Source organism: Mesorhizobium sp. M1142, from assembly GCF_040318565.1.
Lineage (GTDB): Bacteria > Pseudomonadota > Alphaproteobacteria > Rhizobiales > Rhizobiaceae > Mesorhizobium.
The window spans coordinates 146,866-170,467 of sequence record NZ_JAMYMK010000007.1 but is presented as its reverse complement, the minus strand read 5'-3'; the positions used below and the strand labels follow the sequence as shown (position 1 = coordinate 170,467).

Annotated in this window: 25 protein-coding genes and 1 tRNA gene; 13 read left to right on the top strand and 13 right to left on the bottom strand. The window is 62.1% G+C overall.

Annotation, left to right across the window (positions count from 1 at the left end; genetic code table 11):
- Nucleotides 1-14: 14 nt before the first annotated feature.
- On the top strand, nucleotides 15-941 hold the full coding sequence (argC, locus tag NKH42_RS14205) for an N-acetyl-gamma-glutamyl-phosphate reductase (protein ID WP_352703106.1): 927 nt from the start codon (nucleotides 15-17) through the stop codon (nucleotides 939-941).
- Nucleotides 942-1,781, top strand: a complete 840-nt coding sequence (locus NKH42_RS14200; RefSeq protein WP_352703108.1) for an aminoglycoside phosphotransferase family protein — start codon at nucleotides 942-944, stop codon at nucleotides 1,779-1,781.
- Here NKH42_RS14200 and NKH42_RS14195 read toward each other — a convergent pair.
- Nucleotides 1,771-2,865 carry a COX15/CtaA family protein gene (locus NKH42_RS14195; protein ID WP_352703110.1) on the bottom strand — a complete coding sequence of 365 codons (1,095 nt, stop codon included), beginning with the start codon at nucleotides 2,863-2,865 and terminating at the stop codon, nucleotides 1,771-1,773. The genes NKH42_RS14200 and NKH42_RS14195 overlap by 11 nt on opposite strands.
- Before the next feature lie 151 nt (nucleotides 2,866-3,016).
- Here NKH42_RS14195 and NKH42_RS14190 point away from each other — a divergent pair, with 151 nt between their 5' ends.
- The gene (locus NKH42_RS14190; protein WP_254817582.1) at nucleotides 3,017-3,244 is read left to right on the top strand and encodes a DUF2842 domain-containing protein; all 228 of its coding nucleotides are present in this window, start codon (nucleotides 3,017-3,019) and stop codon (nucleotides 3,242-3,244) included.
- On the opposite strand, the gene NKH42_RS14185 is transcribed toward NKH42_RS14190, so the two are convergent.
- Nucleotides 3,241-4,299, bottom strand: coding sequence for a polysaccharide deacetylase family protein (locus NKH42_RS14185; protein WP_352703112.1), 1,059 nt, complete (start codon nucleotides 4,297-4,299; stop codon nucleotides 3,241-3,243). The two genes, NKH42_RS14190 and NKH42_RS14185, sit on opposite strands and share 4 nt — an antisense overlap.
- A gap of 89 nt (nucleotides 4,300-4,388) precedes the next feature.
- On the opposite strand from NKH42_RS14185, the gene NKH42_RS14180 reads away from it, so the two are divergent.
- On the top strand, nucleotides 4,389-5,618 hold the full coding sequence (locus tag NKH42_RS14180) for a GNAT family N-acetyltransferase (RefSeq protein ID WP_352751599.1): 1,230 nt from the start codon (nucleotides 4,389-4,391) through the stop codon (nucleotides 5,616-5,618).
- A gap of 21 nt (nucleotides 5,619-5,639) precedes the next feature.
- Here NKH42_RS14180 and NKH42_RS14175 read toward each other — a convergent pair whose 3' ends face one another.
- Nucleotides 5,640-7,889 (bottom strand): GumC family protein, encoded by a 2,250-nt coding sequence (locus tag NKH42_RS14175; RefSeq protein ID WP_352751601.1) that lies wholly within the window; start codon nucleotides 7,887-7,889, stop codon nucleotides 5,640-5,642.
- Nucleotides 7,890-8,144: 255 nt separating this feature from the next.
- Between NKH42_RS14175 and NKH42_RS14170 the strand changes: the two genes are divergently transcribed.
- The 7 genes from NKH42_RS14170 to NKH42_RS14140 all read left to right on the top strand — a co-directional run bounded on the left by NKH42_RS14170 (nucleotide 8,145) and on the right by NKH42_RS14140 (nucleotide 14,228).
- Nucleotides 8,145-8,708: a polysaccharide biosynthesis/export family protein gene (locus tag NKH42_RS14170; RefSeq protein ID WP_352506487.1), complete on the top strand. Its 564-nt coding sequence runs from the start codon at nucleotides 8,145-8,147 to the stop codon at nucleotides 8,706-8,708.
- A 12-nt stretch (nucleotides 8,709-8,720) separates the two neighbouring features.
- Nucleotides 8,721-9,845, top strand: a complete 1,125-nt coding sequence (locus NKH42_RS14165) for a glycosyltransferase family 4 protein (protein WP_352506488.1) — start codon at nucleotides 8,721-8,723, stop codon at nucleotides 9,843-9,845.
- A 115-nt stretch (nucleotides 9,846-9,960) separates the two neighbouring features.
- Nucleotides 9,961-11,496: an undecaprenyl-phosphate glucose phosphotransferase gene (locus NKH42_RS14160; RefSeq protein ID WP_352477292.1), complete on the top strand. Its 1,536-nt coding sequence runs from the start codon at nucleotides 9,961-9,963 to the stop codon at nucleotides 11,494-11,496.
- Nucleotides 11,493-12,782 carry an O-antigen ligase family protein gene (locus NKH42_RS14155; RefSeq protein ID WP_352751603.1) on the top strand — a complete coding sequence of 430 codons (1,290 nt, stop codon included), beginning with the start codon at nucleotides 11,493-11,495 and terminating at the stop codon, nucleotides 12,780-12,782. The genes NKH42_RS14160 and NKH42_RS14155 overlap by 4 nt, the downstream gene beginning before the upstream one ends.
- 36 nt (nucleotides 12,783-12,818) lie before the next feature.
- Nucleotides 12,819-12,895 (top strand) — tRNA-Pro (locus NKH42_RS14150).
- Nucleotides 12,896-13,720: 825 nt separating this feature from the next.
- Nucleotides 13,721-13,915, top strand: coding sequence for a hypothetical protein (locus NKH42_RS14145; RefSeq protein ID WP_254817574.1), 195 nt, complete (start codon nucleotides 13,721-13,723; stop codon nucleotides 13,913-13,915).
- Nucleotides 13,916-14,036: 121 nt separating this feature from the next.
- Nucleotides 14,037-14,228, top strand: coding sequence for a hypothetical protein (locus tag NKH42_RS14140; protein WP_352506491.1), 192 nt, complete (start codon nucleotides 14,037-14,039; stop codon nucleotides 14,226-14,228).
- Between the two features lie 38 nt (nucleotides 14,229-14,266).
- Here the strand turns inward: NKH42_RS14140 and NKH42_RS14135 are convergent, their stop codons facing one another.
- Together NKH42_RS14135 and NKH42_RS14130 are read right to left on the bottom strand one after the other, a co-directional pair.
- On the bottom strand, nucleotides 14,267-14,725 hold the full coding sequence (locus tag NKH42_RS14135; RefSeq protein ID WP_352506492.1) for a YbaK/EbsC family protein: 459 nt from the start codon (nucleotides 14,723-14,725) through the stop codon (nucleotides 14,267-14,269).
- Nucleotides 14,726-14,843: 118 nt separating this feature from the next.
- Complete coding sequence (locus NKH42_RS14130) at nucleotides 14,844-15,122, bottom strand: helix-turn-helix domain-containing protein (protein ID WP_352506493.1); 279 nt, start codon at nucleotides 15,120-15,122, stop codon at nucleotides 14,844-14,846.
- Nucleotides 15,123-15,437: 315 nt separating this feature from the next.
- On the opposite strand from NKH42_RS14130, the gene NKH42_RS14125 reads away from it, so the two are divergent.
- Nucleotides 15,438-15,623: a hypothetical protein gene (locus tag NKH42_RS14125; RefSeq protein WP_352506494.1), complete on the top strand. Its 186-nt coding sequence runs from the start codon at nucleotides 15,438-15,440 to the stop codon at nucleotides 15,621-15,623.
- 127 nt (nucleotides 15,624-15,750) lie between these two features.
- Here the strand turns inward: NKH42_RS14125 and NKH42_RS14120 are convergent, their stop codons facing one another.
- The 7 genes from NKH42_RS14120 to NKH42_RS14090 all read right to left on the bottom strand — a co-directional run bounded on the left by NKH42_RS14120 (nucleotide 15,751) and on the right by NKH42_RS14090 (nucleotide 20,684).
- The gene (locus NKH42_RS14120; protein WP_254817569.1) at nucleotides 15,751-16,092 is read right to left on the bottom strand and encodes a hypothetical protein; all 342 of its coding nucleotides are present in this window, start codon (nucleotides 16,090-16,092) and stop codon (nucleotides 15,751-15,753) included.
- A gap of 74 nt (nucleotides 16,093-16,166) precedes the next feature.
- The gene (locus NKH42_RS14115) at nucleotides 16,167-16,709 is read right to left on the bottom strand and encodes a MerR family transcriptional regulator (protein WP_254817568.1); all 543 of its coding nucleotides are present in this window, start codon (nucleotides 16,707-16,709) and stop codon (nucleotides 16,167-16,169) included.
- A 242-nt stretch (nucleotides 16,710-16,951) separates the two neighbouring features.
- Entirely contained in the window at nucleotides 16,952-17,275 is a 324-nt protein-coding gene (locus tag NKH42_RS14110) for an integration host factor subunit alpha (protein ID WP_023717292.1), read from the bottom strand.
- A 104-nt stretch (nucleotides 17,276-17,379) separates the two neighbouring features.
- Nucleotides 17,380-18,351, bottom strand: a complete 972-nt coding sequence (locus NKH42_RS14105) for a beta-ketoacyl-ACP synthase III (protein ID WP_352506495.1) — start codon at nucleotides 18,349-18,351, stop codon at nucleotides 17,380-17,382.
- Between the two features lie 9 nt (nucleotides 18,352-18,360).
- Nucleotides 18,361-19,431, bottom strand: coding sequence for a phosphate acyltransferase PlsX (gene plsX, locus NKH42_RS14100; RefSeq protein WP_352477175.1), 1,071 nt, complete (start codon nucleotides 19,429-19,431; stop codon nucleotides 18,361-18,363).
- A 123-nt stretch (nucleotides 19,432-19,554) separates the two neighbouring features.
- A complete protein-coding gene (locus NKH42_RS14095; RefSeq protein ID WP_352477174.1) occupies nucleotides 19,555-20,103 on the bottom strand; it encodes a YceD family protein in 549 nt (182 codons plus the stop codon).
- Nucleotides 20,104-20,144: 41 nt separating this feature from the next.
- Nucleotides 20,145-20,684: a ubiquinol-cytochrome C chaperone family protein gene (locus tag NKH42_RS14090; RefSeq protein ID WP_352506496.1), complete on the bottom strand. Its 540-nt coding sequence runs from the start codon at nucleotides 20,682-20,684 to the stop codon at nucleotides 20,145-20,147.
- A gap of 114 nt (nucleotides 20,685-20,798) precedes the next feature.
- Here NKH42_RS14090 and NKH42_RS14085 point away from each other — a divergent pair, with 114 nt between their 5' ends.
- Nucleotides 20,799-21,332, top strand: a complete 534-nt coding sequence (locus tag NKH42_RS14085) for an outer membrane protein assembly factor BamE (RefSeq protein ID WP_352506497.1) — start codon at nucleotides 20,799-20,801, stop codon at nucleotides 21,330-21,332.
- Between the two features lie 123 nt (nucleotides 21,333-21,455).
- Here the strand turns inward: NKH42_RS14085 and NKH42_RS14080 are convergent, their stop codons facing one another.
- Nucleotides 21,456-23,597, bottom strand: a complete 2,142-nt coding sequence (locus tag NKH42_RS14080; protein ID WP_352477171.1) for a sodium-translocating pyrophosphatase — start codon at nucleotides 23,595-23,597, stop codon at nucleotides 21,456-21,458.
- Nucleotides 23,598-23,602 lie beyond the last annotated feature (5 nt).

Below are 23,602 nucleotides of genomic sequence, written 5' to 3'. Positions count from 1 at the left end.
AATTTTGGCAGGCAATGAAACCGAAAATCTTCATCGACGGCGAGCACGGCACCACCGGTTTGCAGATAAGGGCGCTGCTTGCCGAGCGCGGCGACCTGGAAATCATCTCCATCCCGGCCGAACGCCGCAAGGAAACGGCAGCGCGCGCCGAGTTCCTCAATGCCGCCGATGTTGCGATCCTCTGCCTCCCGGACGCGGCCGCTAAGGAAAGCGTTTCGCTGATCGCCAATGACACCACCAAGGTGATCGACGCCTCGACGGCGCATCGCGTCGCCGAGGGCTGGGAATATGGTTTCGCCGAAATGGACAAGGACCAGGCGAAGAAGATCGCTTCGGCGAAGCGCGTCGCCAATCCGGGCTGCTGGCCGCAAGGACCGATCGCGACGCTGCGGCCGCTGGTTGCGGCGGGGCTGTTGCCAGTCGATTTTCCGGTCACTGTCAACGGCATTTCCGGCTATTCCGGCGGCGGCCGGCCGATGATCGAGGATTATGTCGCCAAGGGCGAGGATGCGCCGGAATTCCTGCCCTACGGGCTGACGCTGCAGCACAAGCACGTGCCTGAGCTCAGGACCTATGCCAAGCTTTCGCACGATCCGATCATGCAGCCGGCAGTCGGCAATTTCGCGCAAGGCATGATCACCGTGGTGCCGCTGCAACTCGGCGGCCTCGACCATGTGCCGACCGGCGCGGAGCTTCATGCGGCAATCGCCGATCATTTCGCTTCCATCGGTGGCGGCGTGGTCGAGGTGGCGCCGTATCTGCATCAGGAACGCATGCCCGACATCGATCCGGAGATCTACAACGGCACCAACCGGATGAAGCTCTATGTCTTTGCCAACGATAACAGGGCGCAGGCGCTGCTGATTGCCGTCTACGACAATCTCGGCAAGGGCGCCTCGGGCGCCGCTGTGCAGAACATGGATCTGATGCTCGGCCTTTGAATGGATGCGCCGAGATTTCCAAAGCGCTGGAAGGTCGGCGCGCCGGAGCTCATTACCGAAACGTTCAGTAGCCGCATCTGGAAAGTTGTTCGCGAGGACGGCTCACCGGCAATCGTCAAGGATCTAAAGCCTTTCGACGATGTGGAGGACGAGTTGCGTGGCGAGCATTTCCTCGCCTGGCGACGCGGCGAAGGCGCGGTGCGGCTGCTCGGCCGCGACGGCCACTGCATGCTGCTCGAATACGCCGGCGAAATCTCGCTGTCACAGATCATTGCGGATCAGGACGACAATGCCGCCACCGCCATCGCGGCCGAGGTGATGGCAAGACTGGTCTCGCCGTCGAAGCACGCCGCCCCGCCGGACCTTCAGCCGTTGCGGAGACGGTTTTCCAGCCTGTTCAAAAAGGCGAAGGCCGATCGCGCCGGCGGCGAAAAGAGCCTGTATGTCGAAGCTGCCGAAATCGCGGAACGGCTGTTGTCCAATCCGCACGACGTACGGCCGCTGCATGGCGACGTGCATCACGACAACATCATGCACGGTCCACGCGGCTGGCTGGCGATCGATCCGAAGGGCGTCCTCGGCGACCCGGGTTTCGACGCCGCCAACATGTTCTACAACCCACTCGACCGAGATGATCTTTGCCTCGATCCGAGGCGGATCGCCCATATGGCGCAAGTCTTTGGCGCTACGCTCGGCCAGACGGGGCCTGCCGTACTGGACCACGCCGTTGCCTATGGCTGCCTGTCGGCTGCATGGCACCATGAAGATCGCAATGCGGTCGACGAAAACCGCGAGCTGGCGATTGCCGCGGCAATCCGGCGGGTGCGGCTCAGCCTCTGAGAGCGATCTCGTGGGGCAGCGGGTAAGCGCCCTTGGTACCGCGCCAATGCGCGGCGGCGAAGCCCAGCAGAACCAGCGCGAATGCCTGATGCGTCAGGGCCATGTGCAGCGGCACCTGCATCAATAGGGTGCCGATGCCGATCGATGCCTGCACCACGACAATCAGGAACAGCAGCGTCGCGCGTCGGGCATGCGTCGTGCCCGGCAGACGCCGGCGTGTCGCAATCATGTGCCAGAGCGCGACCGCGAAGATCGTGTAGGCGCCGATCCGGTGCACGAACTGCACTGTCTTCGGATTTTCGAAGAAATTGCGCCACGCCGGCTCGAGCAGCAGCAGGTCGCCAGGGACCAGCTTGCCGTCCATCAGCGGCCAGGTGTTGTAGCTCAAGCCGGCGTCAAGCCCCGCGACCAGCCCGCCGAGATAGATCTGGACGAGCGCCAGCAGCACCAGAAAGCCGGCCAGACGTTGCGTCGAGCGGTCGGCGGCAGGTTCCGAGTGCGGCGCCAGCCCACGCGCGACAACCATGGTCGCCGTGAAGATCAGCGCCGCCAGCGTCAGATGCGTCGCCAGCCGGTATTGGCTGACCGAAACCCGGTCAACCAGGCCGGATGCCACCATCCACCAGCCTATCGCGCCCTGCAGCCCGCCGAGCAGGAGGATGCCCGACAATCTCGTGCCGAGGCCCCGCTCAATGCAGCGCGTCACCCAGAAGAACAGCAGCGGCAGGGCGAAGACCACGCCGACACTACGTGCCAGGATACGATGCACCCATTCCCACCAGAAGATCGACTTGAACGCCTCGATGCTCATGCCCTTGTTGAGTTCGGCATATTGCGGGATCTGCTGGTAGCGCAGGAACTCCTCCTGCCACTCGGAATCGTTGAGCGGCGGGATGACGCCGTGAATCGGCTGCCATTCGGTGATCGACAGGCCGGAATCGGTGAGCCTCGTAGCGCCGCCGACCACCACCAGCGCAAACAGCACGAGCAGCACGACATAGAGCCAACCGCGCACCAGTGCACGATTGCGAAGGTCTCGATCGCGGGCGGCGAAGGGCGCGTCGTCGGATATGGCAGCAGCCATGGGTTTGTCCCGGCAGTTGAAGTCGCGGATTGGTGAACCATCGCAACCCGGCTTGCAAGGCCGGGCGACGCGGCACGCCGTCGCGCCGTTTCTGGCGGGTTGCGCGCATTCGCCGTTCGGCCTAAGCGATAGCGATCAACGAGATCGCGCCATGCCCATTCGCCTGAAAAAGCTGATCGGAAGCTTCCTGCTGGTAGTGCTGGTCGTCGTCTATGCGCTGGTCGCCTCGATCGTCGCGGTCGCCCAACTGTCGCAGTCCGGGCCGCTGGCGCACTTCATCTTCTTCCTGCTGAGCGGGCTTTTGTGGGTGCTGCCGGCGATGGGCATCATCAAGTGGCTGATCCTCGAGCCGCGGCCGAAGGGCCGAGGCAACAGTTAAATCGTCACCACCGTCTTGCCAGCATTGGCCAGCGGCGTCGTCACGCCCGACAACATGGTTCGGATGTGGGCGATGCTCTGATAGCGGCCGTTGACTGAAATGCGCGGCAGGGCATGCAGGAACCCGGCATGCTCGGCGCGCAGTACGCCGTGGCGGGTCGTCACCGCCGACGCATAGCCGGCATCGCGGACAAGGCCCACTTCGCGGCGGCCGACTGCGCTGGCATGACCGTAGGGATAGGCGAAATGGCGGGGCTCCTCGCCGAGTTTGGCCTGCAATATGCGCTTGACGTCGCCGATCTCATGCCGCGCGTCGCTCTCGGAAAGCCGCTTCAGATTGCAATGATTGACGCTATGCGCGCCGATCGTCACCAGCGGGTGCCCGGCCATGGTGCGGATCTCGTCCCAGCTCATCAGCGTGCTCGGACGCGGACCGCCCAACTCGATGCCGTTCGAGCGCGCCAGATCGCGCAACACCGCACGCTGGTCACGCTCGCGCACCTTCAGCGTCAGATACCCGTGCAGGCGCGCATTGGCCTGGACCTTTTTTCCCAGGTTCGAGCAGTCGATCGTCACCGGGCCGTCCGGCGTCGTCAGCGTCAGGCGATCGCGCGCATTGACGATATCCTCAACCACGTCCCACCACAGATCGGCAGCGCCGTCGATCAGTCCCGGCGCGACGTAGATGGTGATCGGCGCGCCGTGCTTCTCCAGCACCGGCAGCGCCTCGGTCATGTTGTCTCGATAGGCGTCGTCGGCGGTGATCGTCGCGAACTGGCCGTCCTTGTCGCCGGCCCTGATGCGCTCGATCGCCTCGTCCAGCGTGACGAACCTGTAGCCGTTCGCCTTCATGTCGGCGATCACGATATCGAGGAACCCAGGCGCGATGTTCAAGTGGCGGTTGACGCCGTTCGGCTTTTCCGGCGTCGCGGTGACCCGATGCAGCATCAGGATGACGCCAAGGCCGCCGATAAACGGCTTGGCCAGCGGCGCGAGACCGGAATAGCGGGCGAGATTGAGCGCCAGTTTGCGAATTGCCTCGCCCCCGTCGATCATTCATTCACCTTTTGCGCCTAAGCTCATCAAGCATGGAATGCGCCTGCGCGGACCCCCAATCGCGACGAATACGCCCTAAGGATTGAGGTATGGTTGACGCCACCGCGTCATTTGACGGCAATCGGCTGGCAAGCAGCGAGGCGTCGCCGTATACCTCGCCGGCCGGCAAAGCCGGCTTGTCGATCTCGGTTGCCGATAGGGCGGCGCTGGCGGCGTACGCCGAATTCTGCCGTTCGGCGCTTTTTGCCCCGGCGCAGAGCGCAGGCTGGATCCTGAACTGGGCCGCACATACCGGCGCCGACGTTGTCGTTGCGACGCTGCGCGCCGACAACAGGCCGGTTTTCTCACTGGCGCTGGAGGTCACTCGCAGTGGAGCGTTCCGCGTCGCCCGGTTCATGGGCGGCCGCCATGCCAACGGCAATTTTGCCGCCGCCGACCCGCAATGGCTGGCGAATGCCGATAACGCGGCGATCCGCGCTATGCTGGCTGCGATTGCCAAGGTGCGGCGTGATATCGATCTTGTTGCGCTAGAGCGGCTGCTGCCCGATCTCGACGGCGTTGCCAACCCGCTCTCCGCCTTGCCGCATTTTTCGAGCCCCAATCTGTCTCTGGCCGCCGGTCTTGTAGGAGGGTTTGATGCATTGCTCACCCGCGTGAGCGGCAAGCGCAGGCGCAAGAAGCATCGCTCGCAGGCGCGCAAATTCGGGGCCGTCGGCAGCCATTGCCGCATCGAGGCGAGGACTGCGGACGAGGTGAACAGGCTGCTCGACGCCTTTTTCGAGATGAAGGAATTTCGCTTCCGCAAGATGGGCATCGCCAATGTTTTCGGTGAAGCGGAGGTGCGTGCTTTTTTTCGCTCGCTGTTTACCGACGCGCTCCAAGAGGAAGATCCGTCCTTCGTGCTGCATGGGCTGGAAGTCGCCGGCAAGCTTCGTGCGGTCACCGGATCGAGCCGCTCGGGCAAGCGGCTGATCTGCGAATTCGGGGCGATCGCCGAGGACGAACTCGCACACACCAGCCCCGGCGACTTCCTGTTCTTCGAGAACATCCAGGAAGCCTGCGAGGCGGGTTTTGAAATCTATGATTTCTCGGTCGGTGACGAACCCTACAAGCGATTGTGGTGCGATGTCGAAACGCAACATTTCGAGGCGCTGGTTCCGCTGACGCTGAAAGGTCGCGCGCTGGCGCTTGCGCTCAGGCACGGCGCAAGCCTGAAAGCATTCATCAAGCACAGCCCAATGGTCTGGAAGCTGACCAAGCTGCTGCGCCGCAAGGCCGTGGGCCAGACAGCACCGGCCGCAGGCGAAGACGACAGCTGATTTCGATTTGAGAAAAATGCCTCAGGCCGCCGAGCGCCGTCCCGGCATTGGCCCCGGCGCCACATGGCCGATTGGCGTGACCAGCGTTAGGTCGGGATAACCGCTCTCGATGAGCGCGACTGCGGCTTGCGTCACCTGGTCGTCCGGCTCCAGCATGGAGAGCAGCACCTCGGTGCCCTCGCCCACCAGGCGGCTGATGCCTTGCGCGTCGGCCGGCCCGCATTCGACCACAACCAGATCATAGGCCGTGGTTAGCGACTGCATGATGATCGGCAGCCGGTCGGCGGCGCGCATGGCACGGACCGGATCGGCTGTGCCGACGGGAATCACGTGGCAATCCGAATAGAGATCGGGGTGGATCACATCGGTGAACTGCGCTTGCGAGGCGAGCAGATCGGTGATGCCCGGAAACAGCCCGCTGTCCAGCATCGGCCGCGAGGCAGCACCCGAAGCGGTGAGATCAAGCAGCAGCACGCGTAGCCCAGCGTCGGAGACTGCGCGCGCCACCAGCACCGCCGAGGCAGCCGCCTCGTCGCCTTCCGGTGACACGAATATGGCCCGGGCTGCACCGGTGGCGATCAGTTTTTCCGCGGCCTTGTCGATGTCGATCTCGCCGAGGATAGAACGTGCCGGTTCAATGTCTCCAGCGGCCATTTCAGAGTACTCCGGTTCGATTTTCTCGGCAGCCGCTTCCGCCACCGCGACGGGTTCCGGCTCCACTTTGGTTTCAATGATACTGTCGTCGTCGGTCTCATCGATCTCGGCGACTGCCGGTTCGGACCGCGCAACCGGCGGGTCGGGCTCGGCCAATGCGCGTTCGGCCTGGACAGCCGGCATCGCAACCTGCTCGATGTGTTCGAAATGGGCACCGGCGGCCGGACGCATGGCACGGCCGGAAAACAGTTCCTGCAGCAACGTGACGATCGCCATGATGAGCAACGAGCCGACAAAGGCCGCGCCGACAATCGGACCAATCTTGGGGAAATAGGGTTCGGTCGGCGCCCGGGCCTCCGAAAATAGGCGAGCGTCAACAGGTAGGTAGTTGCGATCCTTGCGTGCGGCCGCCTGGAGATAGCTGGACGAGTAGAGATCGAGTTGCTGGCGCTTGGTCGCGGCATCGCGCTGCAGCGCATCGAGTTCCACCTGCTCTTCGCCGGCGCGGGCGGACGCCGCCTTCAGCGTGTTGACGTCGGCTAAGAGTTGAGCCTCGCGCGCCATTGCCGTCTCGGCCTGCGCCATCAGACCCTTCATGATCTTTTCCGCTTCGTTGCGGATCTGGCGGTCGAGATCGGCGAGTTGCGACCTCAGCGCCCGGATGCGCGGATGGTTGTCGAGCAAGGTGGTGGAAAGGTCGGCGATGTTGTTCTTGAGTTCGACTTGGCGCTCGCGCAGGCGCTGGATCAGTTCGGACGACAACACCTCCGGAACGGCATCCAGTGAGCCGCCACTGCGCAATGCCCTGCGCACGCTGTCGGCGGTCGCTTCCGCTGAAGCGCGGTTGGCGCGCACCCGTGACAATTCGCTCGACAATTCGGACAGCTGCTGGGTGGCAAGGACCGAATTGTTGCCACCCATCAAAAGATCGGACTGGGCACGGAATGCGGCAACCTTGGCTTCCGCCTCCTTCACCCGATTCTGCAGATCCGCGATTTCCGGCGCCAGAAAGTCGGTGGCAGCGGAATTCGATTCGAGCTTGGCGTTGCCCTTGGATGCGATATAGGCGTTTGCAATGGCGTTTGGGATCGCGGCGGCAAGCTGTGGATCCTCCGACGAGAACTCGATTGCTATCGCACGGGTTTTTTCGACGCCATAGACGTTGAGCTTCTCATGCATTGCGTCCAGCACGCGCTCTTCCAGCGGGATCTCGAAGGGATCGCTTTTCAAGCCAACGAGGACGAGGGTGCGGCTCAGCGCCGACATCTTCAGCGCCTCGTCGAATTCGGGCAACTTCGCCAGGTTGAGCTTCGCCGCCACCTGTTTGAGGATGTCGGGGGACGAGATGATCTGGACCTCGGTGGCCACAGCCTCTTCGTCGGGAATCGACCGTTCGTTGCCGTTGGCCCCGGCTGGCCGCGTGAACTCCGATTCTCGAGGCCCGATCTCCAGCTTGGCTGCCGCCTTGTATTCGGGCGTTGCAAGCCAGGCGAGCGCAAAGGCCAGGCCGGTTACAACCAGCGCGACGACAAGGATGCGCAACCAGTTTCGCGCCAGGCTGGCGAAAAGCTGCCTGAGATCGATGTCGACATCTGCGGCCGCGGATTGAACGGACATGCATCCCTGCTCCGGTACTGAGTCAGCATGCACCGTAAACAACTATGGTAACTCAGCCGTTAATATCGCGGTAAGAGCCTGTTAGGCTCTACTAACAAGCCGCAAACAAGAGGCTGAAAACGATCTGCATTTGTCGATCCGGCCCGTATCGGCCGTGCGCCTTTACCGGCCATTAACCCTAACAGGATGATAACCGAGCTCGATCGTTAAGGTTTGCCGCAGAGTCGCCGGCTATTCAAAGGTACGTGTCCGCTCATGAAAAGCACTGCTCCCCTTTTCCGCGCGCTGCTTGCCGTATCGATGCTTTCGGGCTGCTCCAGCTACCGGCCGACGCCGGCCGCATTCCATGAAGTTCTTGACCAGCCCTATCGCCTCGGCGCCGGCGACCGCGTCCGCGTCACAGTGTTCGAGCAGGAAGGATTGACCAACACCTACAGTGTCGACCAATCCGGCTATCTCTCGCTGCCGCTCGTCGGCAACGTGCCGGCGCGCGGCCACACCGCCCAGCAGCTCGAGGGCGAGATCGCCGAGAAACTGCGCCAGGGCTATTTGCGGGATCCTGACATTTCGGTCGAAATCGATCGCTATCGACCGATCTTCGTCATGGGTGAAGTGGGTGCGGCGGGCCAGTATTCCTATGTTCCGGGCCTGACAGTGCAGAAGGCCGTCGCCATCGCCGGCGGGTTCACGCCACGCGCCAACCAGGAAAGCGTCGACATTACCCGCGACATCAACGGCAAGGTGATAACCGGACGCGTGGTGACCTCCGACCCGCTACTGCCCGGCGATACAGTCTATGTTCGCGAACGCCTGTTTTGATGTGCTGACCAAGTGGCGGACACACTCAGGATCGTCCACTGCTTTCGCTCACCGGTCGGAGGCATCTTCCGGCATGTGCGTGACCTGACCGAGGCTCAGGTCGCCGCCGGCCATGCCGTCGGCATCGTCTGCGATTCGACGACGGGCGGCGATTTCGAGGAACGGCTGTTCGAACAGATGAAGGGCAGCCTGGCGCTCGGCATTCACCGCACGCCGATGCAGCGGCATGTCGGGCCAGGCGATCTCGCCTCGGCCCGGCGCACCTATAGGATCATAAAAGAATTGCGGCCGGACGTGCTGCACGGGCATGGCGCCAAAGGTGGCGCCTATGCCCGTCTGTTCGGCTCATTGTTGCGGGTATCCAGGTCTCGCGTAGCCCGCCTTTATTCGCCGCATGGCGGCTCGCTTCACTATGACGAGACCACCGCCATGGGGAAGCTGTTCTTCGCGCTCGAGCGCTTCATGGCTCGCTTCACCGATTGCCTGCTGTTTGTTTCCGATTATGAGCGACGGACTTATCGCAGGAAGGTCGGCGAGCCGCCTATTCCGAACGCTCTCGTCCACAACGGCCTGCGCGCCGCAGAGTTCGAGCCGGTGCGGACCGAGCACAATGCGGTTGACCTCCTCTACATCGGCATGATGCGAGACCTCAAAGGCCCCGACATCTTCATCGATGCGCTGGGGCTTGCCGCAACACGGCTCGGCCACCCATTGAAGGCGCTGATGGTCGGCGACGGCGACGACCTGCCGCGCTATCGCGCCCAGGTGAGTCAGCGCGGCCTGGACGTCGGCTTCCTGGCGCCGATGCCGGCCAGGCTGGCCTTCACGCTGGCCAAGCTGGTCGTCGTTCCATCGCGCGCGGAAGCCATGCCCTATATCGTTCTGGAAGCGCTCGCCGCCGGCAAGCCGATCATCGCGACGTCGGTCGGCGGCATACCGGAAATCTTCGACGCCAGCTCGCCTGCCCTGATCCGGCCCGACCCGCGCGAACTTGGCGACAAGATAAGCGCCGCATTGGCCGATCTCGACGCCTACAAGGGCCTGATGCCCGGCATCGCCGACCTCAAGGCACGATTCGGCGCCGATGTAATGGCCGCTGAAATCGAAAAGGCTTATTTCGCCGCGCAAAAAAAATAGGGCAACGGGTTCCACCGGGCTGCACCTGGTGAAAGCGTCTCCAAAGCCATCTGTTGTTTCAAGGGTTTCTTAGCTCTCTTTTGCTATTCACCTGAGGGAAACCTGCGGACACCCCATGAACGAAATCGACCCCGCGCGCCGTTTTTCGCTAGACGCGGTGCGCAAATTCAACGCCCCTGCCGAGAACAACACGGCCGGCGGCATGAACGACGTCGCCCGCCAGGTCGCCTCGCAATACCGGCGCGATACGATGTCGCCGATCATGGTGAGCGGCGTGCTGCGCATGGTGGAATTCGCGCTGCTGTTGGTGTCAGGTCTTGCCGTCTATTTCTACTACGTCGGCTTTTTCAACTATCTTGCCTGGCAATACTCCCTGACGATCGCCGCCACCTCGTTCCTCGCGGTCGTTCTGCTCGACGTCACCGACTGCTACCAGATCGTCGCGCTAATGCGGCCGATCGCCAATTTTGGCCGGCTCCTGCTGGTCTGGGCCGGAACGTTCGCCTTGATGGCGCTCACCGCCTTCACCATGAAAATGTCGGAAGACTATTCGCGCCTGCTCTTCGGCACGTGGTTTGTTGTCGGCTTCGTGCTGATCCTGGGTCTCCGCCTGGTGATGTCGAAGCTGATCCGGCGCTGGGCGCGCGATGGGCGGATGGAGCGCCGCGCCGTTATCGTCGGTGGCGGCAAGGCGGCGGAAGTACTGATCCGCTCGGTCGAAAGGCAGCCCTACAACGACATCCGCATCTGCGGCATCTTCGACGACCGCGGCGATAAGCGGTCGCCGCCGGTTGTAGCCGGTTATCCCAAGCTCGGCACAATTTCCGAACTCATCGAATTTGCCCGCATCGCGCGCATCGACATGCTGATCGTATCACTGCCGCTGACCGCCGAATCGCGCGTGCTGCAGTTATTGAAGAAGCTGTGGGTGCTGCCGGTCGACATCCGGCTGTCGGCGCATTCGAACGCGCTGCAGTTCAGGCCGCGCGCCTATTCCTATATCGGCTCGGTGCCGATGCTCGATATCTTCGACAAGCCGATCAACGACTGGGATTCGGTCGCCAAGCGCGCCTTCGACATCGTCTTTTCAATCATCGGCATCATCGTGTTCTCGCCGGTGATGCTGGCGACCGCGATCGCGATCAAACTCGACAGCAAGGGGCCGGTGCTGTTCCACCAGAAGCGGCACGGCTTCAACAACGAGATCATCGAGGTCTATAAGTTCCGGTCGATGTACACCGACAAGGCGGACCCGACGGCGAAGCAGACCGTGACAAAGAACGATCCACGCGTCACCCGCGTCGGCCGCTTCATCCGCAAGACCTCGATCGACGAATTGCCGCAGTTCTTCAATTCGCTGTTCGGTTCGCTGTCGCTGGTCGGGCCGCGCCCGCACGCCATTGCCGCGCAGTCGCACAACCTCCTCTACAATGAGGTGGTCGACGGCTATTTCGCCCGTCACAAGGTCAAGCCCGGTGTAACCGGCTGGGCGCAGATCAATGGCTGGCGCGGCGAGATGGACACCAACGAGAAGATTCGCATGCGGACGGAATACGACCTCTATTACATCGAGAACTGGTCGCTCCTGTTCGACCTCAAAATCCTGTTCCTGACGCCGATCCGCCTGCTCAACACGGAAAATGCATATTGAGCGCGACGGCCTATGAATTGCCGGCGGCGGCGGTCAACGCCAAGCTGATCGCACTGATTGCGTCAGGGGCGGTTTTCCTCGGCGTCTTCCTGTCCGGCTTCGTCATTGCCGAGCCGGCGCCGTACGACGTCTATATGATCGGGCTGATCGTGGTGTGGCCCTTGTTCGGAATGCGCATACAGCACGCGGCGGTGCCGCTTCTGGTGCTGCTGTTGATCATGAACATCGGCGGCATGATCTCGATGACGCAGATGTCGGACCTCGCCGGCACGCCGCTCTATCTCGCCGTCTCGCTGTTCCTGGCCTTAACCGCGGTTTTCTTCGCTTCGGTAACGGCGGTCCGGCCCAGTCTCTATCGGGTGATCTTCGTCGCCTATGTGGTGTCGGCGGTGCTGACTTCGCTGGTCGGCATAGCCGGCTATTTTCATGCCTTTCCGGGAGCCGAGATCTTCACCAAATACGACCGCGCCGCCGGCGCCTTCCAGGACCCGAACGTGTTCGGGCCGTTCCTGGTGCTGCCGGGCATCTACCTGCTCTATCTGCTGCTTACCGGCTCGGTCGCGCGCATGCCTCTATTGGCTGTGCCGCTGCTGATCATCACCGCCGGCATCTTCTTTTCCTTTTCGCGCGGCGCCTGGGGCATGTTCGCCGTTTCGGCGATCCTGCTAACCGGTGCCTTGTTCCTGCAGAGCGCCAGCGGCAAGTTCCGGCTGCGCGTGGTCGTCATGACCATCGCCGCCGTCGGACTGCTGGTCATCGCAATGATCGTCATCCTGCAACTGCCGGGCGTCGCCGAGATGTTCTCGAACCGCGCACAGCTTGAACAAAGCTACGACACCGCCCGCCTCGGCCGCTTCGCCCGCTACACGATCGGCTTTCAGATGGCACTGGAGCATCCGTTCGGCATCGGCCCGCTCGTCTTCGGCAAGATGTTCGGCGAGGACACGCACGACATCTGGCTGAAGATGCTGATGGATTACGGCTGGCTCGGCTTCATGTCGTTCCTGACGCTGACGTGCTGGACGATCGCCGCCGGCTTCCGCATTCTGCTGCGCGACCGGCCGTGGCAGCCTTATCTTCTATGCGCCTACGTCGCCTTCATCGGCAATATCGGGCTCGGCACCTTCATCGACATCGACCACTGGCGACATGTCTACCTGCTGCTTGGCTTGATCTGGGGTGCCATCGCGCTCGAATACCGCCACCAGTGGCAACTGCGGGCGGCGCAGCGACCGGCAATGCCCGTTGCTGTTGCTTCAGGCAGGACAGCAACCGAATTCGGTTGACCGGAGCCGGTCTATCACGATACATCGCGACCGGTCCGGAGTGTAGCGCAGCCCGGTAGCGCACTTGACTGGGGGTCAAGGGGTCGTCGGTTCGAATCCGGCCACTCCGACCATTAAAATCCAAAGGCTTAGCCAGTTTTCCCCCAAACTGGCTGTACAGACATAACCGCACTGCAGCCAGCGCAACATACGCAGGCGCGTGATCTCATCGAGGAATCATCACGCATCACTCGTGCGCGAGGCACGGAGGCTGGCGTCTAGCCAGAAGCCCACCGAGAAACCGCGCGGTAATAGGTAGGTAAGCTTTGCTGCGTACGCCAACCTTTATCGTGAGCCCGTATTCCAGCTTCAATAAGAAAAGGTCCCGCCGCACATACCAGAACGGCGGGACTCGATCAGGCGCCTTGCATCAGGCAGGGGTGACTCGGGGGTTTGGGCACGCCCGGTGCGCGCGGATCGTAGTGAACCCTAGGCCCATCAGCTGCAATGCGTCCACCAACCGTCGGTTGGAAAGAACTAATTCAATCCCGATGGCTGGCCTGGCCTGAACAGGCGCGCTCAAGGCTCAGTTTCTTCCCGGGGAAGAGCTTTTTGATCAGGACAATCAGGATAGGGCAATTCTTCACACGGAGGGGGCCTGTGGCCAACTCTGCCATAATGTTCCGCGAGTTTTGCGAAACCGTAGGCGAAGGCGAAGAGAAGCGCGAGGATAACCGCTATTCGGACGGCCATACCGTATTGTAGCAGGATCCTCGCATTGGAGCGCGCGGCGTTTTGGTACGTTTGAATGTTGAGTTCGAAAAAGGTTGGCTTTATTTGAATTGCCGTCGTTCGCAGTTGTAAGGGCGAGCGGACGCTAGGAAGATGCCACGCGCTTTCGCCCTTCCGGGAGAGATGCAATGTCGCTTCAAGGGGTTGCCTGTCCTGCCGAGCTGACCATGTTGACCAAGGCACTTGATGCCCGATGCCGTGAACTAGGCCTCGCTGACGGCGATCCAGGCAGAGAAGTGCTCGGCCGCAGGGTGATGGATTTGTTCGAAAGTGGTCAGCTCAGCGCCGAAGACCTGAGACTGGCTCTGAGCGGCGAGATCTTTAACGCCAAAAATCCTCCGGCCGGAGCCAGTGGGCTTTGATACGGCAAGCGGCTATCCGCGCAGCCATTTGAATTACTGGGCCAGCGTGTGAACAAATGTGATTTGGCCGTCGGTGCCAGACGGGCTAACTTTGCCCATCGAACGAACGAGGAGAATGATCATGAAGACATTCCTCGCAATAGCCGCGGCACTGACCATGTCCATATCAGTTGCCTCTGCGGATTGCCCCGCGCATTCAAAGGTCCAGGCATCGGTCGACACGCAGACGACAGCGAGCGTCGAGAAGGCCGATATGTCGACTGCCACGGACGCTCAGACGATCAAGAAAGAAGAGCCACAGAAGACCGAGTAGCGGTAACGCTCAGCGGATCCCACGACCCGGGTAAATGGCTACTGGCACACATCCACCCACTCGGCGTCGACGAGTTCGGCCAGGCGTTGCGGGCTGAGCCGTACGGCGGCATTCGTCGCGCCTGCCGCCGGGACGACCTCGTCAAAGGCGCTCAGCGAGATGTCGCAGTAGACCGGGAGCGGCGCCGGTAGGCCGAATGGGCACACCCCGCCGACGGGATGACCGGTCGCGGCAAGCACCTGTTCGGCATCCAGCATTCGCGCCTTGCCGCCGAACCGGTCCTTGAATTTGCGATTGTCCAGCCTGGAGATCCCGCTGGCCACGATCAGCATCGTCTGGTCGCCGGCGCGCAAGCAGATCGTCTTGGCAATCTGCGCTGGCGCTACGCCATGCGCTTCGGCGGCCAGAGGCACTGTCGCCGAGCTGGCTTCCGTGACGATAACGTCGATGTCGGGCGCGTGTGCGTCGAAAAAGGCGCGAACGGATTCGAGGCTCATCTCCGGCAATTTCCGTCTGGCGTCGCCTGGCGGCCGGCAAGTCCACTACGTGGCCGAAAAAACGAAGCCCGCCAGGGCGACCCATGGCGAGCTCGTGGAATAAAAGCATGACACGTCGCTACGACACGGATCGCCTTTTGACAGGCAACACGGCTTCGTCAAACAGAGCGCTTTCCGGAAGTTGAAGCGCGGAGGCAATACGCCGACGTTTCGAAGGATCGGCATCCTTGCCGCTTTCGATGTCGGCAATCTCATAGGCTGCCAGCCCGCACGCCAAGGACAGCTCTTCGATGCTGTATCCACGGGCTTCCCGGGCGGTGCGGACGGCACTGCGTTCAGGCGTAACCGCGCTCGCCGCCAGGTCGGAGTAAGGTTCGCGTTTTGCTATTTGGGGCATTGGCAACTCCGTGGGATGAAAGAGTTAGATCAAATCATGTTGTTGCCTGAGACGATCGGGAGAATGCCCGCTCGTCGGTGATTTGCCAAGCATCAAAGATAGCGTCACGGCATCGTGAACCGACGCCGGAATCAATGGCGGATGCCGGTGCGCCGACATCTGGCCGGATCATCGGCAGACACGGTTCGGAAACAAAATTCTACAGGCCGGAAAAACTGCCGAAAACTTCAAGGCGATAGTCGCAACCGCACCGATCGGGTCACCGACTGAATCGGTGACGCTTAAATTCCGCCTGCGCAAAAAGGAAACGATGTCATGAACAAGCCTCTTCTCTCCGCCCTTGGACTTGCAATCGCACTTGCCCTCTCGATGCCGATCATCGGCGCAAGCAGCGCGAATGCAACGACGATGCACACCACCGTCAAGAAGCATCACCGCCATCACCGCCTCCACCGCCACTACCGCCACCATCACAAGAAGGTTGTGGCGAAGAAGTACTGAAAACACCCTCGGACGAACAACCGGCAAACAAGGCATTCTGGCCCTTGATCAAGGGCGGCACGCTTACCGGGTTTGCCGTGTCGGCGAACAATGGCGGCGGTCCGCTGACCGCCGCCATTTGCTTATCTCAACGTGCCGATCTTGAACGCGCCCGCGGTGCTTGTTGCTGCCGGCCGCCGAGGAACAGACTGGCGACGAGCCCGACCACAACCAGTCCGACAGCGGCCGCCGTCGCCGGGTGATCTCGGGCGGTCTTCTCGATCGCCCGGCCTTGCCTTCTGATTGCCGGCAAGGCGTCGCCGAGGCGCTCAGTGATATCCGAATAATAATCCGATGCGGTATCGCGCCCGTCTTCGTAAAAGGCGCCGCCCCGCTTTAACACGGCTTTCTTCAAGGTGGCCAGTTCCCTGGTCAGGGCCGCGACCTGCTTGTTCAGATCGGTGTCGGAGATGCTCGAAAGCGATGGCATGACGTGCTTCCTTCATATGTAGAAGGAAGCCTAACGCATGACCCTGAAGACCGTTCCGGTCAGCCCGGCGGGCTCTAGCGAACCTGATCGAGCAGGCGCTTGCATTCCAGGAGGTCGAACAGCGCCTCCTGCAGCAATGCGCGATTGTCACGGGAAAGCTTTGACGTGTCCGGCGGAACCGGACCTTCCTCGTCGGTCTTGCCGATGCCGAAAAAACGACGGCTGGGTTTCACCCTCGGTTGGCCGACCAGCATTTCGTCGTCCGGGCCGCGCGGCTGCGCCGCTTGCGTCAGCGGTACCGTGTCAGCCTGTCGGCGCTGCGAGATCGCCTCGACCGCCGCCATGTCGCCATTGCCGACGGCGATCAGAAACTGGTTGCCGTTCTCGCGCAACAGCTTCTGCACCCCCTTGATCGTATAGCCCTGATCGTAGAGCATATGGCGAATACCCTTGATCAGTTCGACATCCTGCGGGCGGTAGTAGCGGCGGCCGCCGCCGCGCTTCATCGGCTTGATCTGGTTGAAACGCGTCTCCCAGAAGCGCAGCACGTGCTGCGGCAAATCCAGATCCTCCGCGACCTCGCTGATGGTGCGGAAAGCATCAGGGCTCTTGTCCATGGACGAATCCTCACGCTAGAGCATGATCGCGAAGGCGGGAACCGGGTTCGGGCGACGTCACGCTTGACAAAGAGAGCAGCTTTCCGTCCCGCCGGAACGGATCACACCCAAATACCGATCCGGCCTACCGAATCGCATCTATTTCAGCGGTTTATGAAACAATATTCAAGCCCAGCGCAAAAGCACGGCTCGTTTTTCAACCGAAGCCTGGAGCATGATTCTCAGCAAAGTGGATCGGGCGTCTACTTGCTGCCCTTGGCTTTGCTGTTTTGATGGGAGCGCAGGATACGGTTCTTCAGCACGTTCGACGACTTGAAGGTCATCACCCGGCGCGGCAGGATCGGCACTTCCTCACCGGTCTTGGGATTGCGCCCGATGCGCTCGTTTTTGGAGCGGACGTGGAAGGTCGCGAAGGACGACAGCTTCACCGTCTCGCCGCGAACGATCGCCTCGCAGATCTCATTCAGCACCGCCTCGACAAGCTCAGCCGATTCAGTACGCGACAGCCCAACCTTGCGGTAAACGGCTTCGGCGAGGTCGGCGCGCGTAAGTGTCTTTCCCCCCATACGAACCGTCCCATCAGCTCAAAAACATAAATCGATACAAGCAACGGCAGAACCTAAGTAATTGATCCGTCAAGGTCAAGGACCCGAACCCGATAGTTCGGCACTTACCAGCGGAGCAGGACCGCGCCCCAGGTGAAGCCGCCGCCCATCGCCTCAAGCAGTACCAGGTCACCCGTTTTGATGCGACCGTCGGCGACGGCCGCGGACAGTGCCAGCGGCACGGAAGCAGCGGAGGTATTACCGTGCAGATCGACGGTCACAACCACCTTCCGCTCCTCTATCCCGAGCTTTTTGGCCGAAGCGTCAATAATTCGTTTATTGGCTTGATGCGGCACGAACCAGTCGAGATCGGCGGCGCTGATGCCGGCCTGTGCGAACGTCGCCTCGATGACGTCGGTGATCATGCCGACCGCATGCTTGAACACTTCGCGGCCTTCCATCCTGAGGTGCCCGACCGTTCCGGTGGTCGACGGCCCACCGTCGACGAAAAGCTTGTCCTTGTGGATGCCGTCGGAGCGCAGGCTGGCCGCCAGAACGCCTCGGTCGGCGATGCCGCCTGCTCCCGTGCCTGCTTCCAGCACCATCGCGCCGGCGCCGTCGCCGAACAAAACGCAGGTCGAGCGGTCGTTCCAGTCGAGAATGCGCGAAAATGTTTCCGAGCCGATCACCAGCACCCGTCTGGCCAAGCCGCCGCGGATATAGAGGTCGGCGGTCGTCACTGCATAGACGAAGCCGGAGCAAACCGCCTGCAGGTCAAAGGCAAAACCGTGGTGCATGCCGAGCCGGTTCTGGATCTCGACCGCGGTCGCGGGAAAGGTGTTGTTGGGCGTCGAGGTCGCCAGCACGATCAGGTCGATGTCGTCCGCCATCAGGCCGGCGCTGTCGAGGGCTGCGCGCGCCGCCGCCTCGCCCAGCGAGGCCGTCGTCTCGTCGTCGGCCGCGATGTGGCGCTGGCGAATACCGGTGCGCTGGACGATCCACTCGTCCGATGTCTCGACCATGCCTTCGAAATCGGCATTCTTCATAATGCGGCGGGGCAGCGCGGCGCCCGTGCCGCGCACGACTGATCTGATCAATGCTCTTTCCTATTCCTTTGCGTCGATGACGACGTCGGATTTCCGGATTGTCTGGGCATTCGGATTGCGGGCATGGAACAGGTCGAGATCGGCTTCAATGCGGTCAAGCAGATTGTTGCGTACCATGTCGTAGCCAAGCTCGATCGCCGCCGCAAAGCCATCCGAATCAGCCCCGCCATGGCTTTTCACCACGATGCCGTTCAACCCGAGGAAGACGCCGCCATTGGAGCGGCCGACATCCATCTTCTCGCGCAGGCGATTGAAGGCGGTCTTCGCGAAGATATAGCCGATCCTGGCCATCAGCGTCCGGTTCATCGCCGCGCGCAGATAGCCGGCGATCTGCCTGACCGTGCCTTCCGCCGTCTTCAGCGCGATGTTGCCGGCAAATCCTTCGGTAACGACGACGTCGACACTGCCCTTGCCGATGTCGTCACCCTCGACAAAGCCATGGTAGTTCATCGAGGCCATGTTGGCCTCGCGAAGCATGCGGCCCGCCTCCTTGACCTCCTCCTGACCCTTGATCTCCTCGACGCCGACATTGAGCAGGCCGACGCTCGGCCGTTCGATGCCGAAAACCGAGCGCGCCATGCCGGTGCCCAGAATGGCAAAATCAACCAGTTGATGCGCATCCGCGCCGATAGTGGCGCCGACGTCCAGCACCACGCTTTCGCCGCGCAATGTCGGCCAGAGCGCTGCGATTGCCGGGCGATCGATGGTCGCCATGGTGCGAAGGCAGAACCTGGACATTGCCATCAGCGCCCCGGTATTGCCGGCTGAGATGCAGGCGTCGGCAGTGCCTGCCTTGACCGCCTCGACGGCCTTCCACATCGATGATTTCCAGCGACCATGGCGCAGCGCCTGGCTCGGCTTGTCGTCCATCCGGACTGCGATCTCGCAGTGGATGAACTCGCTCACGTCCGCCAGCTTGGGGAATTTGGCGAGTTCGGGCCGTACCACTTCTTCGCGCCCATAAATGACGAAGCGTATGTCCGGACGGCGGGTGGCGACAGTCATGAGCGCCGGGATGACCACGCTTGGCCCGTGATCGCCGCCCATGGCATCGATGGAAATCCTGATCACGCGGTGTTCATCTCACGGTTGCTTGGCCAGCGGGCTTGCCAAGGTACGGGGCTCGCGAAGGTTCGGCGAAAATAACGGTTTTGGGCTGCCGCACAACCAACTTTTCTCAAATTGGATCAGCTATCAGGATTTTCCCAACAGTGATCTCAGCTTTTGCTGGAATTCATTCTCCACAGGCTCGGCATCGCCGGCAGCCTCCAGCGACACACCGGGCTTGCGCGGATAGGGATCGATCGCCAAGCCAAAGAACTGTTCGGCAAGCGCCCCGACGTCGATGGCGTCGCCGGAAAAGGTTTCCGGGCTGTCCGGCCCTTCGGCGTCGAGCAGGATCTCACCGCCGCCGTCGAAACCTTGCCGCCCGAGTTTGGATTGCTCCGGCAGGAACAGCGCTTCGACCGGCTCGTCGATATGCGCCTTGACCGGGTCGAGGGTGACGATGCAGGCCTGCGTTACATCGGCCTCGACATGGCCGCTGACTTTCACCCCGTTGCGCTTCCAAGGCTCGACCAGGAGTTCGGCGCGATAGTTTTCTACCGAAAGCAGCTCGTGCTCGGCGGCCAGCAGGGCGCGCTGCCCGGCGTCGGCATCGATCACCACCGGCAGCCCCTTTTGCGGCAGCCGAGCGACATTTGCCCGGAATGACACTGGGCTGTGGATATCAGGACGTTTCATCTTCGCCTCCACTTCGCCATCTTCATTCGGCCTGCCGCCGCTCAAGCGTTGGCCACGGGAAATACCACCGTGCCGGAAACGATCGATTCGGTCGGCTGTTCCGTGAGTTGCCTGGATGCATTGGCGGCATAGAGTGCCAGCTGCGACGCTTGCGGCCAGGCGCCGGCATCGGGCCTGACATTGCGGGCAAGGGCGGCGGCAAGTGCATCATGGTCATTTCGTTGCAGTGCATCGTCATAGGCGGCGGTGCGGCCGTAGAACATCTTCGCCAGTTTCCGCATGCGCTTCGGCACGCCGACGTCGCCAATGCCCAATTCCCGCAATGAATGTTCGACATCCATGAAGAACTCGTCGATCAGCACCTGCGCAACCTCTGCCGCCGCACCACCCTCGCCGCGCAACCGGTGCTGGAACAGGAACATGTGCAACGACAGCATCTCGAAGCGGCCGAGCGGTGTGTCCGGCACGTTCCAGGCGGAATAAAACACCGTTTGCCGCGCCGCCGCCACGATTTGTGCGTAAAGCGCCTCGGTGATGGCGCGGTTGGCATGTCGTTCGCGGCCAAAGAGGCGCTGGAACATTTGAGGGTGGTCTCCCGGGACCGTTTGTTGAAGTGGCCTTGTTGCATCGGCAAGCAAGCTGGTTTACCGGTTTTGCGGCCCAGCGCAAGTTGCGGCCAGCTTATGGAGTTGTAGTTGCGCGCGCTGAAATTCAAGTCGACTTTCCTGCCCAGGCCCACCGGTGCGGTTCCGCTGCTGGTGATCGCTGCGGCGCTTTCCGCCTGCAATTCATCCAAGATGATCGGCGATCTCAATCCGAGCGAGACGCTGACGCAAGGCTACGTCATCGACCAGCAGGCGATCGACCTGGTGCCGGTCGGCTCAAGCCGCGAACAGGTGCTGCTGGCGCTCGGCACTCCCTCGACGAAAGCGACCTTCGACAACGAGGCCTTTTATTACATTTCGCAGACGCGCAAGCGCTACGTCGCCTTCGACAAGCCGCGGCTGGTCGACCAGCATGTACTGGCGGTCTATTTTGGCGATGATGGGCGCGTTACGCAGATAGCCAATTACGGGTTGAAGGACGGCAAAGTGTTCGACTTCATCTCGCGCACCACGCCGACCGGCGGCAAGGACCAGAACTTCCTCAGCCAGATCATCAGTGGCGCCAGCAAGCTGGCGCCTGGTGTTCCCGGCGCCAGCGGCGGCAGCTCGCTCGGCGGCACCTGATCCACCCAGGGTGTCGGCTTCCTTCCGTTCCTTTCGCTTCCCTGTAAGCGGCACATCTCAGGCAATGAAAAACCCGCGGGAGCGATCCCGCGGGTTTTTGTCTTAAGGTCGTAGCGACCGAGCTTAGCCGTGCGCGAGAACGGCCAGCAACAGCAGCGCGACGATGTTGGTGATCTTGATCGCCGGGTTGACCGCCGGGCCGGCAGTATCCTTGTAGGGGTCGCCGACCGTGTCGCCGGTTACCGAGGCCTTGTGCGCTTCGGAGCCCTTCATATGCTTGACGCCGTCCTTGTCGACAAAACCATCTTCGAACGACTTCTTGGCGTTGTCCCAGGCACCGCCGCCGGAGGTCATCGAGATGGCGACGAAAAGGCCGTTGACGATGACGCCGAGCAGCGAGGCACCGAGCGCGGCAAAGGCGGATGCCTTCGAACCGGAGATCAGGAGGACGCCGAAATAGACGACCAGCGGCGCCAGCACCGGCAACAATGACGGAACGATCATCTCCCGGATCGCTGCCTTGGTCAGAAGGTCGACGGCGCGCGCATAGTTCGGCTTCGAGGTGCCGGCCATGATGCCCGGATCCTCGCGGAACTGCTTGCGCACCTCCTGGACGATAGCACCCGCGGCGCGGCCGACGGCGGTCATGGCGATGCCGCCGAACAGATACGGGATCAGGCCGCCGAAGATCAGGCCGGCGACGACGTAAGGATTGGAGAGGTCGAAGGAGACGTCGCCCATGCCCTGGAAGTACGGGTATTTGTCGCCATTGGCGGCAAAGAACTTCAGGTCGTTAGAATAGGCCGCGAACAGCACCAGCGCGCCGAGGCCGGCCGAGCCGATGGCGTAGCCCTTGGTTACCGCCTTGGTGGTGTTGCCGACAGCGTCAAGCGCGTCGGTTGACTGGCGCACTTCCTTGGGGAGGCCCGCCATTTCGGCAATGCCGCCGGCATTGTCCGTAACCGGGCCGAAGGCATCGAGCGCGACGATCATGCCGGCGAGGCCGAGCATCGTCGTCACCGCGATCGCCGTGCCGTAGAGGCCGGCAAGCTGGTATGTCGAGATGATGCCGCCGACGATGACGATCGCCGGCAACGCCGTCGCTTCCAGCGAGACCGCGAGGCCCTGGATGACGTTGGTGCCGTGACCGGTGACCGAGGCCTGGGCGATGGAGTTCACCGGACGCTTGTTGGTGCCGGTATAATATTCGGTGATCACCACGATGAGGCCGGTCACCGCAAGGCCGACAAGACCGCAGATGAACAGGTTCGTGCCGGTAATAGCCATGCCGGCGACGGTGCCGATCTCCCCCCAGCCGATACATGCCGAAGTGGCTACGGCAAGGCCGACAATCGACAGCAGCCCGGTCACGATCAGGCCCTTGTAGAGCGCGCCCATGATCGAGCCGCTGGAACCAAGCTTGACGAAGAAAGTGCCGACGATCGAGGTGAGGATGCAGGCGCCGCAGATGGCCAGCGGATAGAGCATGGCCGCGCCGAGAACGGCGGTGCCGCCGAAGAAGATGGCGGCGAGGACCATGGTGGCGACCACAGTCACTGCATAGGTCTCGAACAGGTCGGCCGCCATGCCGGCGCAATCGCCGACATTGTCGCCGACATTGTCGGCAATGGTGGCCGGATTGCGTGGATCGTCTTCGGGAATGCCGGCTTCAACCTTGCCGACGAGATCCCCGCCGACGTCGGCGCCTTTAGTGAAGATGCCGCCGCCGAGACGGGCGAAGATCGATATAAGCGAGGCGCCGAAGCCGAGCGAAACAAGCGAGTCGATGACGACGCGATCGTTTGGCTGCAGACCCATGAACTGGGTCAGGATCAGGTAGTAGATGGAGACGCCGAGAAGGGCCAGGCCAGCAACCAGCATGCCAGTGATGGCGCCCGACTTGAAGGCGATCTCAAGGCCGGCAGCGAGGCTGTTGGAAGCCGCCTGCGCGGTGCGCACATTGGCCCGCACCGAGACGTGCATGCCGATGAAGCCAGCGGCACCCGACAGAACGGCGCCGATCAGGAAGCCGATGGCGGCGGTAATCGAAAGCAGCCACCAGGCGAGCAGCAGGACCACGACACCGACGATGGCGATGGTGGTGTACTGGCGCGCCAGATAAGCCTGCGCGCCTTCGCGGATGGCCGCGGAAATTTCCTGCATGCGTGCATTGCCCTGATCGGCCGCGAGAACCGAACGTGTCGCCCAGATGGCGTAAAGGACTGAAAGCAGACCGCAGGCGATGACAGCTGAAATTATGGTCATTGCCG